Annotated in this window: 15 protein-coding genes; 3 read left to right on the forward strand and 12 right to left on the reverse strand. The window is 27.1% G+C overall.

Annotated elements, in window-relative coordinates; genetic code table 4:
* Positions 1 to 7: 7 nt before the first annotated feature.
* Genes STAIW_RS05115 through STAIW_RS05130 form a run of 4 tightly spaced genes read right to left on the reverse strand, consistent with a single transcriptional unit; the run spans position 8 to position 4477 of the window.
* Positions 8 to 1351, reverse strand: a complete 1344-nt coding sequence (locus STAIW_RS05115) for a dihydrolipoamide acetyltransferase family protein (protein WP_020834761.1) — start codon at positions 1349 to 1351, stop codon at positions 8 to 10.
* 16 nt (positions 1352 to 1367) lie between these two features.
* Complete coding sequence (locus tag STAIW_RS05120) at positions 1368 to 2357, reverse strand: alpha-ketoacid dehydrogenase subunit beta (protein ID WP_020834762.1); 990 nt, start codon at positions 2355 to 2357, stop codon at positions 1368 to 1370.
* Positions 2357 to 3466 (reverse strand): pyruvate dehydrogenase (acetyl-transferring) E1 component subunit alpha, encoded by a 1110-nt coding sequence (gene pdhA / locus STAIW_RS05125; RefSeq protein ID WP_020834763.1) that lies wholly within the window; start codon positions 3464 to 3466, stop codon positions 2357 to 2359. The genes STAIW_RS05120 and pdhA overlap by 1 nt, the downstream gene beginning before the upstream one ends.
* A gap of 15 nt (positions 3467 to 3481) precedes the next feature.
* On the reverse strand, positions 3482 to 4477 hold the full coding sequence (locus tag STAIW_RS05130) for a lipoate--protein ligase (protein WP_020834764.1): 996 nt from the start codon (positions 4475 to 4477) through the stop codon (positions 3482 to 3484).
* Between the two features lie 142 nt (positions 4478 to 4619).
* On the opposite strand from STAIW_RS05130, the gene STAIW_RS05135 reads away from it, so the two are divergent.
* Positions 4620 to 5492, forward strand: a complete 873-nt coding sequence (locus STAIW_RS05135) for a Cof-type HAD-IIB family hydrolase (RefSeq protein WP_020834765.1) — start codon at positions 4620 to 4622, stop codon at positions 5490 to 5492.
* A 35-nt stretch (positions 5493 to 5527) separates the two neighbouring features.
* Positions 5528 to 5977 carry a peroxiredoxin gene (locus tag STAIW_RS05140; protein ID WP_020834766.1) on the forward strand — a complete coding sequence of 150 codons (450 nt, stop codon included), beginning with the start codon at positions 5528 to 5530 and terminating at the stop codon, positions 5975 to 5977.
* A 1076-nt stretch (positions 5978 to 7053) separates the two neighbouring features.
* Here STAIW_RS05140 and pepF read toward each other — a convergent pair.
* The 8 genes from pepF to STAIW_RS05180 form a co-directional block, all read right to left on the reverse strand.
* Positions 7054 to 8826, reverse strand: coding sequence for an oligoendopeptidase F (pepF, locus tag STAIW_RS05145; RefSeq protein WP_020834767.1), 1773 nt, complete (start codon positions 8824 to 8826; stop codon positions 7054 to 7056).
* A gap of 42 nt (positions 8827 to 8868) precedes the next feature.
* A complete protein-coding gene (locus STAIW_RS05150) occupies positions 8869 to 10209 on the reverse strand; it encodes a M17 family metallopeptidase (protein WP_020834768.1) in 1341 nt (446 codons plus the stop codon).
* Positions 10210 to 10265: 56 nt separating this feature from the next.
* Positions 10266 to 10844 carry a GIY-YIG nuclease family protein gene (locus STAIW_RS05155; protein ID WP_020834769.1) on the reverse strand — a complete coding sequence of 193 codons (579 nt, stop codon included), beginning with the start codon at positions 10842 to 10844 and terminating at the stop codon, positions 10266 to 10268.
* Positions 10845 to 10921: 77 nt separating this feature from the next.
* The gene (gene tuf / locus STAIW_RS05160) at positions 10922 to 12109 is read right to left on the reverse strand and encodes an elongation factor Tu (RefSeq protein ID WP_020834770.1); all 1188 of its coding nucleotides are present in this window, start codon (positions 12107 to 12109) and stop codon (positions 10922 to 10924) included.
* A gap of 104 nt (positions 12110 to 12213) precedes the next feature.
* Entirely contained in the window at positions 12214 to 14283 is a 2070-nt protein-coding gene (gene fusA, locus STAIW_RS05165; protein ID WP_020834771.1) for an elongation factor G, read from the reverse strand.
* A gap of 23 nt (positions 14284 to 14306) precedes the next feature.
* The gene (gene rpsG / locus STAIW_RS05170; RefSeq protein WP_020834772.1) at positions 14307 to 14774 is read right to left on the reverse strand and encodes a 30S ribosomal protein S7; all 468 of its coding nucleotides are present in this window, start codon (positions 14772 to 14774) and stop codon (positions 14307 to 14309) included.
* A 47-nt stretch (positions 14775 to 14821) separates the two neighbouring features.
* Positions 14822 to 15241 carry a 30S ribosomal protein S12 gene (gene rpsL / locus STAIW_RS05175; RefSeq protein WP_020834773.1) on the reverse strand — a complete coding sequence of 140 codons (420 nt, stop codon included), beginning with the start codon at positions 15239 to 15241 and terminating at the stop codon, positions 14822 to 14824.
* Between the two features lie 96 nt (positions 15242 to 15337).
* A complete protein-coding gene (locus STAIW_RS05180) occupies positions 15338 to 16081 on the reverse strand; it encodes a hypothetical protein (protein ID WP_020834774.1) in 744 nt (247 codons plus the stop codon).
* A 74-nt stretch (positions 16082 to 16155) separates the two neighbouring features.
* Here STAIW_RS05180 and STAIW_RS05185 point away from each other — a divergent pair, with 74 nt between their 5' ends.
* Positions 16156 to 17292, forward strand: coding sequence for a hypothetical protein (locus tag STAIW_RS05185; RefSeq protein WP_020834775.1), 1137 nt, complete (start codon positions 16156 to 16158; stop codon positions 17290 to 17292).
* The last annotated feature ends 8 nt before the right edge of the window (positions 17293 to 17300 follow it).

Here is a 17300-nt window from a genome sequence, read left to right on the forward strand (position 1 = left end):
TAACCTCCTAAACTAACAAAGTTGCAGGATTTTGTAGATAATATGCAACTTTTGTTAAAAATCTTCCAGCATCAGCACCATCTATTACTTTATGGTCAGCTGTAATTGAGAAAGGCATGAAATCTCTAATTTCAATTTTATCATTAATAACTCCAGGTGCTCTTGTGATTGTCCCAACCCCAAGTATTGCAGACTCTGGGAAATTTACTATTGGTGTTGCATAATCAAGTCCTACAGCTCCAAAATTAGTTACAGTAAAAGTTGCTCCAGACATTTCATTTGAAGCTAACTTTTTACTTCTTGCTTTCATTGCAAGATCATTTATTTTTACAGCAATTTGTAAAACACTTAATTTATCTGCTCCCTTTATAACTGGAACCATTAATCCATCAGGTGTGTCACAAGCCATACCAATATTTATTTGTTGTGCAAATTTAGTTGCTTTATTTTCTTCATCAATTCTAACATTTAAATTTGGCATATCTTTTAATGCATTTGCGCAAGCTTTAATAATAAAAGCAAGATATGTTAATTTAACTCTTTGTGAATCTGCAAAAGCTTTTAATTGTTTTCTAATATTTACAAGTTCTGTGACATCCAAATTTCTTAAACCTGTAAATCCTGCAACTTTTTCATGTGCTGTTGTCATTGCTTTTACTGTTGCTTTTCTAATTGGATTTCAAGGTTTTGATTCAAATGTTAATGGCTCATTAATTTCAGGAACTGAAATTAATGGGTTTGAGTAATCAATTTGTTGTTTTGCTGATGCTCCACCAACAAAAGCAACTGGTGCGCTTTTTGCAGGATTTGCAGCAAAACTTTGAATATCATTTGCCAAAATTCTTCCGTTTGGTCCTGTTGGTGTTACTTTTGAAAGATCAACACCCATAACAGCAGCAATTTTTCTTGCTAATGGTGACGCTTTTACATCAACATGACTATTATCAATAATACTTGCCTGATTTGAAATTGTTTGCTTTGTAGCGACATTTCTATTTGTATCTCTTGAAATTAAATCATTTGAAACTGGTGTTGCACCAACAACTGATGCATTTTCTTCAACTGGTTGTACATTAGATGAAGATTTTTTTTCCGGTTCCGCTGTTGCTTCGCCTTTTCCATCATCAATTTCTATAACAACATCTCCAACTTTAATTTCTTGTTTTGCAGAAATTAAAATTTTTGCTATTTTACCATCTACTGGTGCATAAATATCTGAAGTAACTTTATCTGTTTCTACATTAAATAAGCTATCTCCCATTTTTACTGAATCTCCAACTTTTACAAGAACTTCAGTAACTGTTCCCTCTGTTAAACCTTCTCCAATATCTGCGAATTTTACTTTAAACATATTTCTTATTCTCCTATTAGAATTTGTAATTTAACAAATCTTCCATTTTAACTAATATTTTTTTTGGATGAGGTTGGTGAAATGCTTCACCTGAATCAAATGGTATAACAATATCATAACCTGTACATCTTGATAAAGGTGCTTTTAAGTATTCAAAACATTCTTCATTAACTGAAGCAATGATTTCAGCTGATACTGAAAAAGATCTAATTGCTTCATGAACAACTAATAATCTTCCAGTTTTTTTAACTGATTCAAAAACCATTTCTTTATCTCATGGTTGAATTGAACGCAAATCAATTAACTCAATAGTAATATCAGGGTTTTTACTTTCTAATTCTTCAATTGCTTTTTGGCAATCCACTGTTTGTGCTCCATAAGTAACAACAGTTAAATCATTTCCTTCTTGAATTTTAAATCCTTTACCAATTTCTACGGTATAAAATCCTTCAGGTACTTCTTGTTTAAAAGCTCTATATAGCTTTGTTGGCTCAAAAACAATAACTGGATCTGGTGATTCAATTGCTGCTAAAATTAAACCTTTTGTATCATATGGAGTTGAAGGACAAACTACTTTAATTCCAGGAGTATGTGCATAAATTGCTTCCATTGCTTCTGAGTGAAGTTCCAATGCTCTAATTCCTCCACCCATTGGCATTCTAATAACAACTGGTGTAGGGTATTTCCCTCTTGTTCTATTTCTCATTCTTCCCATGTGACCTAAAATATTTTGAAGAGATGGTCAACCTAATCCCTCAAATTGTAATTCAATGACTGGTTTCATTTTATTTATTGCCATTCCAAGAGCAACACCAGCAAAAACTGCTTCAGAAATCGGTGCATCAAAACATCTTTCCTCTCCAAATTTTGCTTGTAATCCTTCAGTTGCTCTAAAAACTCCACCTTCAAAACCAGCGTCTTCTCCATAAACTACTACTTCACTTCATTTTTCCATAGCTACTTCTAGTGCTTCAGAAACTGCTTTAACATTATTTAAAGTTTTCATTAATGATGTCCTCCTTTTGCTTCAGGGTGTGCTTCAAAGAAAGCTTTAGCTTCTTTGTATTGTTTTTCTAAATCAGGTGTTTTTTTTGCAAATTGATAATCAAAAATATCTTCAATTGGATAATCTTTATTAGCTTCTGCTCAATCAAACTCTGATCTAATAAATGTATCTTGTTCATTATCTAATTTTTCTTGTTTTTTATCATCTCATGATTTTTTATTAATTAAGTATTGTTTTAATCTAATTAAAGGATCTTTAGTTAAAGCTTCATCGAATTCATTTTGTGGTCTATAGATTAGTGGATTATCTGAAGAAGAGTGTGCTCCAAGTCTATATGTATCACATTCAATAAAAACAGGACCATTTCCTTTTCTTGCATACTCAATTGCTTCACTTGCAACAGCATAAACTGCCAAAAAGTCATTTCCATCAACCTTAATTGATGGAACACCTGAAGCAATTCCTTTAACTGCAATATTAAGTGATTTTGTTGATTTTTTATATGGAGTTGAAATTGCTCATTTATTATTTTCACATATAAATATTACAGGTAATTCATGTAATTTTGCAAAGTTCATTGCTTCATAAGTTTCCCCTTCACTCATTCCTCCATCACCTGTTGTAGTAACTGCAACACCTCCAGTTTTTTTATACTTTTCAGCAAAAGCTATTCCAGTTGCTTGTGAATATTGTGAACCTATAATAATATTTGGTGGTAATGAATTTACACCTTCAGGTGATCTACCTCCATATTCATTTCCCATTCAATAAAGCATAATGTTTTTCATTGGCATACCTACAGTTAATCAAGCCGCATTGTTTCTATATCCTGAAACAAATCAATCTTTTCCTTTAATTAAAGGTAATGTGAACCCAATTTCTGAAGCCTCTTGTCCAGTAGAAGAAAGAAATGATAAAAGTCTTCCTTGTCTTTGTGCTTTATTTTGAAAATCATCTTGTCTTCTTGAAAGATTCATTAGTTTATATGCTTCAATTAATTCTTTATCACTAATTTTTGGCATTAAACTTTCATTAATAATTTTCCCATTTTTATCCATTATCTCTACTATTTCATTTTTTAATGGATCAAATTTTCCTATAAATTTCATATAATTTTATACCTCCTATTGAATTAATAAATCTAAAATATCCTGTACAACAAAGTTTGCACCAAAAATTCCTACAATATCAGTTTCATTTAAAACTTTTTCAACTTCTGATGCTTTATACTGCACATTAATTAACTTATTTTCTAATTCTTCTGTTCCTTTAAAACCTAGAAAATCTCCATATATTTGCGCATTTTTAATAATATTTTTTTCAATTTGTAAAAGAACTTCAACTGTTCCCTTACCCTCAATTCTTTTTTTATTTCTATAATCAAAATCTGCATTTTTTGCAAATGTTCAATCTGGATTTGAAAATTTTTCCCTAAATAATTTGTCAATTGCTGCGAGATCATCTTTTTCTAAAACCAATGGATTTACTACATCCATTTTTTTATAAGTTTCAATTAGTTTATCCATAAAATAACTAATTTCGATTTTTTCTTCAATTTCTGAATTTACATTTGTTACTCTAGCTGAGATTGATTGGATGTTTTTTGCTATGATTTTTGCTCTATCCACTGTTAAATACTGTGCTAATCTATCTAAATTTGCATTAAATAAAACAGTACCATGTTGTAAAAATCTATCTTCATATTTTCACATAGCATTTCCTGATATTTTTTTTCCATTTAACTCAATATCATTTCTACCAGAAAATACAGCTGGTGCTCCTAATTCATTTAATGTATTTATTACAGGTGATAACATGCTTGAAAATAAAGAAACTCCCTTATTTTCAATATCAGTATATATAATACTGAAATTCATATTGCCTAAATCTTGAAATACAGTACCTCCACCAGTATTCCTTCTTATAATATTAACACTATCTCTTTCTGCATTTTGCAAATTAATTTCCCAAGCAACATTTTGATTTTTTCCAATAACAATTGTATTGTCATTTTGTCATAAAAACAATATTGGCTCTTTATACTTTTTTGATTTTACAAGGTATTCTTCTGTTGCCAAATTATATTTTGGATCAACACAAGAAGTTTTAAAAATTAACATACCTTAAATACCCCCTATTTACAATTATATTTTAAGTCCTTATTTATTTCTACTATATTATTTTTAAAGAATGAAAATTTTTTTCATATTTCATTATTCTTAATTTAGAATAATATTATGTTGTATAGATAGGAATGATAATATGCAATTACAACACTTATCAAAGAAAAGACTTATCTTAGTTGACCTTGATGGTACTGTTTTAGCAGAAAATGGTGAAGAAATTCACCCAAAAACAAAAGAAGTTTTAAATAAAGCAATGAAAGATGGCCATGAGGTTTGTATAATTACGGGAAGACCCCACAGAGCATCAATAAGGTTTTATAAAGAATTAGGATTAACAACACTTTTAACAAATTTTGATGGTGCTCATATTCATGATCCACTTAAGAGAAGATTTAAACGAATTGTCTTGCCAATTAGTGAAGAAATTGTACTACAAATAATTAACAATCCAGCAATAAAAAATAAATGTTCTAATATTCTTATAGAATCATATAATAAAGCTATTGTTCAACATAAAGATGAATTTGTTGAAAAATTTTTTCATCTTGATGATGTGGAAGATGACGATTATTTTATTTCAGATCCATATAATAATTGAGAAGGACCTGCAACAAATGTTGTTTTATTTTTAAAAAATGATATGGATAAGGATAATGTTTTAAGAGCATTAGAAAAATTTAAACATACTGTTAAAATTCAATCAGGTAATGCTTATGGAAATTTAACAAAGCAATCAACTGCTATGATAACTTTAACAAATAAAATTGTTAATAAAGGTTTTGTTTCAGAAATATTAGCTCAATACTATAATAAAGATATAAGAGATGTTATTGCTTTTGGAGATCAAATGAATGACTATGAAATGATCCAAAAAGTAGGTTATGGAGTTGCAATGAAAAACGGTAACTCTGAATTAAAAAATATTGCTGATGGAATTACAATATTATCAAATAATGAAGGTGGTGTGGGAGATTATTTAGAAAAACTTTTAAATGGTTTAGAGGTATAATTAATTTGACTAATATAGTTATGCAAGGAGAAATCATGAAGTTAGAAAATAAAAAATATCTTTTAGACAGTAATAAAGAAGTTCAATTAAATGAATTAGTTGGAGAAAAAGGTTTAATAATGTTCTTTTATCCTAAAGCACATACATCAGGATGTATTTTAGAAGTTCAAGAATATGAAAAAAGAAATATAGAATTTAAGGATTTAGGTTTCAATATAGTTGGTGTAAGTGGAGATGATGTAGAAAATCAAAATAGTTTTTCATGCGATTATGTTCTAAATTATCCTTTAATTGCAGATGTTAATAGAGAATTAATTGCTAATTTTAATTTAGAAGCTGAAACTACAACTTGAGAAAATCAAACTATTAAAATTACTAAAAGAAATACATATGTATTAAATAAAAATCTTGAAGTTATCAAGGAATTTAGTGATGTAGATCCTGTTGGCCATATTAATGATGTAATAAATTTTTTAAAAAAATAAAAATAGTTTTTATAAATAAACTAACTATACTTTATTAAGTATACAAAATGTTTTATTTTAAAAAAGCAACATCTTATTTAAATGTTGCTTTTTTTTATACATTTTTGAAATAGATAATTACAAGGCATTTATGTCTTATAACAATTCTGTCATAGTTATAATATGCGATGTAGTATTCAATTAGTTTTTCTAAATTATTAAAATCATTTTTACATTAATGTTTTTTGTTTTTCAAGTTTTATTTGAAAAAGAAAGTTTTACATATAACATTGTCTATTAAATTCACTGTGTATAAAATGAATATATTATACTATTCTTATTAAATCTTCTTGCTCAAACTTAATAATATTGATTATCATTGTCGAATGAACAATAAGTTTATAATTTCCTTTAAATTTAATAGATTTTTATTTTCTTTGAGTTTAAGTTGTTGTTTCTTAATCCTTAAGGTAGAATAAGGAACCATGAGTCTCAAAAACAAGAAATTCTTGTTTTACTTACATTTTTAGTTAAGATATTTATTCCTAAAATTCATATAAGTCATTAATCATAATAGAAATTTCTTTCATTTCATTTGAAATAATTCTGCAAATTTAATTTGATTGTAGTTTACCACTTTGTGCTCATTGATAATAATCATTTAGTAATCATTAAAGTTCTACAATTTATAGATATTAAAGATTCCCTTTTTAACTCATGAATTAATAAGTTTTTAAAATAAATTATTTTTTTAGCTCACTTTTCATTAACACATTAAATTTTTTTAACACATTTTTGCAATCGTACTATTTCACAATTTTTAAATCAATAAAGTTACTTCTAATCAATTATTACTGTATTTTGTAATTTTTGATGTTAAAAAATTGTTTACAAATTTTTAACAATCTAAAATCATTTTATTGGCCAAAATAGAATACACTATCAATATTTTCTAAAACTAATTTTTGTTTTAAATTGAGCAAATGATTAATGTTAAACAGGTTTTTGTTATATATAAAATTCCCTCATATATTTTAATGATATTGATTTTTTATCATTTTGTATATTTAGAGAATTATATTTAAACCTTTTTATTTTTAAATTAATTTTTTTAATTCTTCAATTAAATAAGATATTTCATTTACTAAAGGTAAATATGTTTCTTCCTTTTCAAAATCTACTCCGACATCTTTTAAAATATCTAAAGGTTCTTTTGAACCACCTGACTTTAAAAAATTTAAAATATTATTATTTCCATTTTTAAAATCACTGTACAATTTAAAACTTGCTACTAAATCAATTGCATATTTGTAAACATAAAATGGTGAATGAAAAAAATGGGAAATATACGATCAATTATATACATCTAATTGATTGTCATCAAAAATATCATATCCAAATTCAATTTGTTTTGTTTTAAATAATTCCATTAAAGTTTTTGTAGTAATTGGTTCACTATTTTCAACTAATTTATGCGCAGAGTATTCGAAATCTGCAAATTGAATTTGTCTATAAAAAGTTGAATTTAAATCAAAAATTCTTTGTTGAAGTAAATAGATTTTTTCATTTTTTTCATTAGCTTGATTATACATATAGTCAAAGAGAAAATGCTCATTTAAAGTTGATGCAACTTCTGCAAGTATTATAGGATAATTATTTAATGGATATTTTTGATATTCATCTGAAAAAATTGTATGAACTGAATGTCCTAATTCATGTAATAATGTATTTACTGATGATAACTTGAAATCTCAATTCATTAAAATAATTGGTTCAATTCCATTACCCCCAGATGAATATGCCCCTTGAACTTTATTTTGTGATTCATAAAAATCTATTAAATTTTCTTTTAATGCAATATTTAATTTACTTATATATATTTCTCCTAAAGGTTTTAAAGCTTCCTTTGAAATTTTTATTGCTTCTTCTACTGAAAAATCTTTATCATAATTTTGAACTAATTTAAGTTTTCTATCTGTAGAATTAAATGTCTTTAAGTTATACTTTTCTTTTATAAGTAAATTATATTTTTTGAATTCATTTATATATTTTTTCCCAATTTCTATCAACTTTAAGTAAATATTTGAATTTACTTCATCATTAAATAATGCCATTTCCAATATATTATTATATTTTCTAATATTTTTATTTTCAATTTGTTTTTGCAAAATTGCTTCATAAATTTTTGAAAAACTATGTTTTCTTTTTGTAAAATTTGAAAAATATAGTTTCTCAGCATTTTGTCTTAAATTTTGCTCAAGTATGGGGTCTGAATCTTCCATAATTTTTTTATATACTAAATTATTTAATTCTTTTATTTCTTTATTTAATTCAATCTTTTCAATTTCATTATCCGCATATGCTAACGAATCATATAAATTACCAACTGCGCTTCTACTTCTTGATATTTTATTTATTAATTCTTCTTCTGATTCTGATAAAACATATTTTGATTCTTTAAAAAAATGTCTAAAAAAATATGCAAACTCTTTATATTCAGAATTTAAAATTCAATTCGAAATAATTTTTTCACCAATACTTTTAAGTTCATTTGAAATAAATGAAGTTCTTATATTTGAAATTTGTTCAAAATTTTCCATAATTGAATTTAATTCTTGAAATTCAAAATTAGTTTGATCAATATCTAATAAATGTAAATAATGACTTAATTTCACAATTAATAGATTTTTTTCTTTTTCTAATTTCAAGTAATAATAGAAAAAATTTCTTTTTTTCAATTTATTTTTTAATTCTGCAATTTTATTAACTAAAACTTCAGCTTTTGTTAAGTCATTTTTTCATTCATCAATATTTTTGTAAATATTTGAAAAATCTCATTTATATTTTTTTTCAATATGTTCTCGTTTCATTCTTTCCTCCTAAAATAAAAACACCATTAGGGTGTTTTTATTTTATTTATTCAACAATTCAAACATTGTTTTTAACATTGGTGCTCTTCCACGTTTATTTCTATCTGCTGTTGCTGCAATATCTAAATGTATATATTCTTTTGATTCTGCAAAAGAATCTAAAAATGCTGCAGCTGTTGAAGAACCCGCTTCTCTTCCTGGTTCTGAATTTGCTAAGTCCGCAACTTTCGAACATTGCATTTCTTTTAAGTGTTCTTCAATTAAAGGTTGTCTTCAAATATTTTCTTGCGCTTTTTTAGCAGCATTACTAAATTCATTATGAAAAACATCTTGTTTAGAAAAAGTACCTGTAAATCATCTTCCTAATGCAATAGCTATTGCTCCTGTTAATGTTGCAACTGTAATTGCTCTTTCTGCTTTTTCATTTCTAATTGCATAGGTAATACCATCAGCTAAAACTAATCTACCTTCAGCATCTGTATTTGTAATTTCAACTGTTTGTCCATTCATTGATTTAATTACAGATTCAGTTAAAGTGGCACTTCCCCCAATTCTATTATCAGTTAACATTGCAATTGAAACAACATTACATTTGGCTTTTGCTTTTGCAAGAGCCATAACAGTTGAAGAAACTATTGCAGCCCCTGACATATCAAATTTCATATTTTCAAGAAAATTAGATGGTTTTAGATTATATCCCCCAGTATCAAAAGTTATTCCTTTACCCACTAATGCAGTTCTTTTTTGTGAAGAATCTGAATTATACTCTAAAACTACAACTCTTGGTTCAACATTACTTCCAGCGTTTACTGCTAATAATAAACCCATTCCCATTTCTTCAATTTGTTTTTTATTATAAATAGTAACTTTAATTCCATTAATTTCTTTTGCCTTTGAGGAAATTTTATCTGCTATAGCAATTGAAGTTCCAATATTTGGTGGAAGATCTTGTAAATCTCTTGCAAAATTTAAATATTCCATTTTTATTAATGAAATATTTAAAAGATCATTAAATTTTTCATCAATTATAAAATTATAAGAAATTTCTTTCACTTCTTCTTCTTTTTTAAAGACTATCGCTTTATGAGAAGCAAAAATAATTGTTTCAATAACTTTTTGAAAAACTTCTTCCTTATTATTGAAAATTTTTAAAAAAGAATCAACATCTACATTTAAATTATATTTATTTGAATTAATAAATCTTTCTAAATTACTTTCTAATTGATCAATAGATACATTATCTGCTAAATAGAAATAAATTTTTTTATCTTCGCTTATTAGGGAAGCTACTCCACTTTCTTTAATAACTAATTCATTCAATTTATCTTTTGAGCTAACAGCAGATAAAGTTAATGAGTGGTTACCCTTATTTATATTTATCATTTTTTCTCTCCTTTAAATACAAGAATATAATACACCTTTTAATAAGCAATAGAAATCTAATTTATAATAAAAATCTCTTTGCATTCATTATTTTTACATTTTCCATAAATATAAATTAGCAAATTCAAACTATTTTTATCATAAGTCATATAACTTCTAGTATTACCATGGCCATTTGGACACTTTAATTTTTTATTAACTAATTTAGAATTTAAATTAAAAAATTTAGATTTAAAAATATAAATATAATAAGTCTCTTTCATTAATCTAAGATTTTGATCTTCAATTTCATCTAGTATTAAAAAATTTATTTGATTTGATGAAATTATTTTTTTTCTCATTTTAGAATATAACCTATTTTTAGAATTAAAATTTCTTAAATGTTGTTTTATTCTTTGCCCCAAATCTTTTGATTCACCAACATATGTAAAATTTAAATTTTTATTTTCAATTGAATATAGTAAATATACTCCAGCAACTTTATTTTTTGCCAGTTCCATAATATCAATTTTTTTATTTTTTTCAATTAATTCTTGAATTATTTTTTTACAATATTGTTCTGAAATATCTTTATATTTCAAATCTCTTGAAGTTTTTATTTTTCAAATTAATTTATATTCATTTTTTAAATCCATAAATTCATTATATCTTTATAACATAATTATATTTAATTAAAATTAAAAAACCCTTTAAAGGGTTTTTTAATTTTAATTTAATCTACAATTGAAACAACAGTTCCAGCACCGATTGTTCTTCCACCTTCACGAATTGAGAATTTTGTTCCTTGTTCAACAGCAATTGGTTTAATTAATTCAATTACTAATTCAACATTATCTCCTGGTAAAACCATATCTATTCCAGTTGGTAAATGAACTTCTCCAGTAACATCTGTTGTACGGAAATAGAATTGAGGACGATATTTATTAAAGAACGGTTTGTGACGTCCACCTTCTTCTTGAGTTAATGCATAAACAGAAGCATTTAGTTTTGTATGAGGTTTAATTGTTCCTGGTTTTGCAAGAACTTGACCACGTTCAATATCATTTCTGTCTACTCCTCTTAATAATGCTCCAACATTATCTCCAGCTTGTGCTTGATCTAATAATTTTCTAAACATTTCTAATCCAGTAACAACAACTTTTTTGCTATCTTCTACTAATCCAACTATTTCAACTTCTTCGTTAACTTTAACAATTCCTCTTTCAACTCTACCAGTTGCAACTGTTCCACGCCCTGTAATAGTAAATACATCTTCTACAGGCATTAAGAAAGTTTTATCTGTATCACGAGCTGGAGTAGGAATATATGCGTCAACTGCAGCCATTAATTCTTCCACTTTTTCAACTCATTTTGCATCACCATTCAATGCTCCTAAAGCTGAACCACGAATTACTGGTGCTCCATCTCCATCGAAATCATATGCTGATAATAAGTCTCTAACTTCCATTTCAACTAAATCGATTAATTCTTCGTCGTCTACCATATCACATTTATTTAAAAATACTGTAATTGCTGGTACTCCTACTTGTCTTGATAATAGAATGTGTTCTCTTGTTTGAGGCATTGGCCCATCAGTTGCTGCAACAACTAAGATTGCACCATCCATTTGGGCTGCTCCTGTGATCATATTTTTAACATAATCGGCATGTCCTGGACAGTCAACGTGAGCGTAGTGTCTATTTTCTGTTTTATATTCAACGTGAGAAGTATTAATTGTAATACCTCTTTCTCTTTCTTCTGGTGCGTTATCGATGTTTGCATAATCTTTAAATTCTGCTCCACCTTTTGCTGCTAATACTTTAGTAATTGCAGCTGTTAAAGTAGTTTTACCGTGGTCAACGTGTCCAATTGTTCCAATGTTAACATGAGGTAAACTACGGTCAAAAGCTTCTTTTGCCATGTTTTTCATTCCTTTCATTTTGTTATTTACGACAAAATGTCATAAATAATTATAATTGATTTTATTTAAAGTACAATATTTTTTTGTATTTGAGAAATATAAAACTATTTACCTGATTTTTTAATAATTTCTTCAGCAATACTTTTTGGTACTTCATTATAGTGACTAAAAATCATTGTATAATTTCCACGTCCTTGTGTAAATGAACGCAATTCTGTTGCATAACCAAACATTTCTGAAAGAGGAACTTTTGATTTAACAGTTTGTGCATTTCCCCTTTGTTCTGAACCCTCAATTAATCCACGTTTTGATGAAATATTTCCCATTACATCTCCATAGTATTCATCAGGAACAGTTACTTCTACTGACATAATTGGTTCTAAAAGAACAGGATTTGTTCTTTTAGCAGCTTCTTTTAACGCCAATGAAGCTGCAATTTTATATGCCATCTCATTTGAATCGACATCATGGTATGAACCATCAACAATTGTTGCTTTAACATCAATCATTGGAAATCCTGCAATTACACCATTTTGCAATGCATTTTGTAAACCAACTTTTGCTGCATTAATATATTCTTTTGAAATTTTTCCACCAACAATTTTATCAACTCATTCGAATCCTTTGTCATGGTTTGGTTCAAATTCAATCACAACGTGCCCATATTGTCCACGACCACCTGATTGTTTAACATATTTTCCTTCAGCTTTAGTAGCTTGTTTTATTGTTTCACGATATGAAACCTGAGGAACTCCAACATTAGTTTCAACTTTAAATTCTCGTCTTAAACGATCAACAATAATATCTAAGTGTAATTCACCCATTCCTGCTATAATTGTTTGTCCAGTTTCTTCATCTGTATAAGTTCTAAAAGTTGGATCTTCTTCTGAAAGTTTGTTTAATGAAATTCCTAATTTTTCTTGATCAGCTTTTGTTTTTGGTTCAAGTGCTAAATGTATAACCGGTTCTGGAAATACCATTGACTCAAGAATAATTGAATTTTTTTCATCACTTAAAGTATCTCCAGTTGTTGTATCTTTTAATCCTACAGCTGCTGCGATATCTCCTGCATAAACTTCTTCAATTTCTTCACGATTATTTGCATGCATTTTTAATAAGCGGCCTACACGCTCTTTTTTATCTTTTGTAGCATTTAATACATAACTACCCTTTGTTAAAATTCCAGAATAAACTCTGAAAAATGTTAATTTACCAACAAATGGATCTGTCATTATTTTAAAAGCTAATGCTGAAAATGGTTCAGTATCTGATGAGTGTCTAATTGCTGCTTCTCCATTTAATAATGTTCCATTAATTGCAGGAACATCTAATGGTGAAGGCAAGTAATCAACAACAGCATTTAAAAGTAATTTAACTCCCTTATTTTTGAATGCAGAACCAGCTAAAACTGGGAAGAACTCAGCTGATATAACTCCTTTGCGAATTGCTGATTTTAATTCAGGTATAGTTATTTCACCACCATCTAAAAATTTCATCATTAATTCTTCATCATATTCAACTGCAACTTCAATAAGTTTGCTTCTTAATTCTTCTGCTAAATCTTTTAAATCACTTGGAATTTCAATTTTTGTAGCAATTTCATCTGCTTCACCATCAAAACCCCATGCTTCCATTTCAACTAAATCAATTATTCCTGAAAATTGATCTTCAGCTCCCATTGGTAATTGAATTGGAGCTGCTTTTGCACCCAATCTATCTCCGATTGTTTTCACTGAATATAAAAAATCAGCTCCTATTTTATCCATTTTATTTACAAAGACAATTCTTGGTACTTTATAAGTTGTTGCCTGTCTTCAAACTGTTTCAGTTTGAGGTTCAACACCACTTTGACCATCAAGTACTGCAACAGCACCATCAAGAACTCTTAAAGATCTTTCAACTTCAACTGTAAAGTCAACGTGACCTGGAGTGTCAATAATATTAAAACGATGATCAGCTCAAAACGCTGTTGTTGCAGCAGAAGTAATTGTTATACCACGTTCTTGTTCTTGTGCCATTCAATCCATTTGTGATTCTCCCTCATGGGTTTCACCAATTTTATGAATTTTACCTGTGTGAAATAAAATACGTTCTGTTGTTGTTGTTTTTCCAGCATCAATATGAGCCATAATACCAAAGTTTCGAGTCATTTCTAAACTATATTCTCTTGGCATATTTTTTTCTCCTTATTTAAATTTTATCAGCGATAATGTGCAAATGCTTTATTTGCTTCTGCCATTTTATGTGTATCTTCACGTTTTTTAACTGACCCACCAACTCCATTTGATGCATCAATAATTTCATTTGCTAATCTATCTATCATTTCTTTTTCATTTCTTAATCTTGAATAGTTAATTAATCATCTTAATGCTAATGTAACTTTTCTATCTCCAGAAACTTCAACAGGAATTTGATAATTTGCTCCACCAATACGGCGAACTTTTAATTCTAAATGTGGTTTAATATTTTCCATTGCTTTATCAAATACTTCAATTGGATTAGAACCTGTTTTCTCTTTTATTTTATCAAAAGATTTATATAAAATAGTTTGAGCTGTTCCTCTTTTACCATCTAACATAATTTTATTAACAGCCCTAGTTACTAATTTTGAATTATAAACTGGATCTGGTAATACATCTCTTTTTTCAGCTTGATGTTTACGCATATTTTTTAACTCCTTTCCTTTTATACTAATGTGCTAATTTTACACAATTATTTTTTTTCTTTTGGTCTTTTTGTTCCATATAATGAACGAGATTGCATTCTTCCATTAACTCCTGTTGTATCCAAAGTACCACGAATTATATGATAACGAACCCCCGGTAAATCTTTTACTCTTCCTCCACGAATTAAAACAACACTATGTTCTTGTAGATTGTGACCTTCACCTGGAATATATGCTGTTACTTCCATTCCATTAGTTAATCTAACCCTTGCATATTTACGTAAAGCAGAGTTAGGTTTTTTGGGAGTCATAGTTGCAACCCTTGTACATACACCTCTTTTTTGAGGAGCAGATAATCTAGTAACTTTTTTAAGTAAAGTATTCACACCTCTATTAAGAGCTGGAGCTTTAGTTTTTCAAGTTTTAGCTTTTCTTGGTTTTCTAACTAATTGATTAATTGTTGCCATTTAAGTTTCCTCCTTTCCACAATACCAAGTGTATTGTAAGCACACAAATTATATTATATATCAAAAAATATAATATACTAAGTTAATATTAAAAAATTAATACATTATGATATTAGGCAATATATTATCGAAAGCTTCTTTTGTCATCATCTCTTCTTGAAGCGGATAAATTAGTATTAACTCTAATAAAAAATTAAATAAATAATATGCATTGATATACTCCATCAATAATTTCATTCTTTTAGGAGTAAACTCATCTTCAATGGATGTTGCAAATTTTTGGTAACTTTGTTGGTAACTTTGATTAAATTCTATTAAATTTTCCATTAACTTAGTAAACGCCAATTCAGCACTCATTTGAGAAATTTTAATTAAAAAATTATTAGTTGAATTAAATATTTTCTGAGGATCATTTAGTAATTGTAGTTCGTCAAATTTTTTTAATAATTCATTTGATTTCATACCTAGTGCTTGAACTGAGGTACCTATTATTACATCAACTCCTGCAGTTGATGTAATAATTTTACTATCAATTTTTTCAGTTTCAAGATTTCTTTGAATTGAAAATAATACAATTAATGAATTTTGTAAAATTGACAGTAAATGTGTTATGATGATGCTTTTTTCATTTTGTTGTCAATCATTAAAAGTTTTATCTAAAGAAATTCCTAAGTTTTCAATATCTTCCTTTTTTTGCAATTGTGGATTTTTTACAAAAAAATCTTTAATAAGTTCAGGAATTTCAAAATCTTTATTTACATTCATTTTAAAATTTTGATATACATTATTTACCTTAGTAATAATTAAATTTTCATAATTTATTGGTTTAATTTCCTTCATAAAAGTCTCTTTTCTATACATATAAATAATACTATAATTTCATATTATAATATTTAATAAGGAGAATGATTAAAATGGTATGAGGAGAATCAAATTCACGAGATTTTCTTGATTGAGCTGATTTTTGTAGAAATAACTCTATTAAGCAAAGAGGCATTTTAACAACTAATGGACCAAATTTTGCAAATGATAAAAACTCGTCACAATATAATTCTGTAAAAACAACTATTTTAGATGTAATTCAAAAAAATAGATCAATCAGTATTCAACAATTATATAATATTTTGCCTGATAGTATAGTTGCCAATCCGACTTCAAAACACGTTATTTTGCAACTATATTTTGAAGATAATTTACAAATTCAAGGGCAACAAAAAAATAATGATTCTAGGGAATCAAATTTTGTTGTTGTTTTTGTAAAAAAACAACAACAATCTATTCCTAAACCACAAATGAATAAAAAAGTAGAAAGAAAGCAATCTAACATAGAGGATTTAATAGATAATAACTGAAGAACAACCGGTAGAAAACTAAAATTTGATAAAATGGAAAAAGAGGAAAAGAAAAATTTAAATATAAATTTAAAAAAAACTAATCCAACAACAACAAATAAACCTGCAGAAAAACCAAATATAGATGTGAGAAATATTAATAAATTTGAACCACCTAAAGAGGAAACTATTAGAGCTTTACCAAAAGAAAATAATAAAGTTGAAATAACAAAAAATAATAATATTAATTACATTCAAGTACCAATTTTTAAACCAGAACCTGAAAAAATAGTTGAACCTCCATCAATTAATTTAAATTTACATTTTAAGCCTGAACCACCTAAAAAGGAAATTATTTTTGAAGATAAAATTTTTTATGGTTTAAGTGCATTTGACTTATACTATATTGAAGCATTTCTAACAGATGCAATAATTAAGGAAAGGAAATTTAAAACAAAAATTGATTATATTAAACAAAAGGTAAGATTAAAGGCGGATATAAAGTATTTAGAAGAAAAACAAAATACAAACATAGCAATAACAATTTTAATTTTATTAAGTTGTCTAATAATTATTGGAATAATTATTCTTGCAATAAAAGCAAAAAATAAAATTAGAAAGAAAGCAATAAAAATTTATAATGAAAATTTAAAAATGAAAGGCTATGATAATTTAAAAAAAGAGCTTAAAGAAAAATATTCAAAAATTATAGATTTTTAAAAAGAAAA

Origin of the sequence: Spiroplasma taiwanense CT-1 (assembly GCF_000439435.1) — a bacterium.
In the GTDB taxonomy this organism is placed as follows: Bacteria; Bacillota_I; Bacilli_A; order Mycoplasmatales; family Mycoplasmataceae; genus Spiroplasma_A; species Spiroplasma_A taiwanense.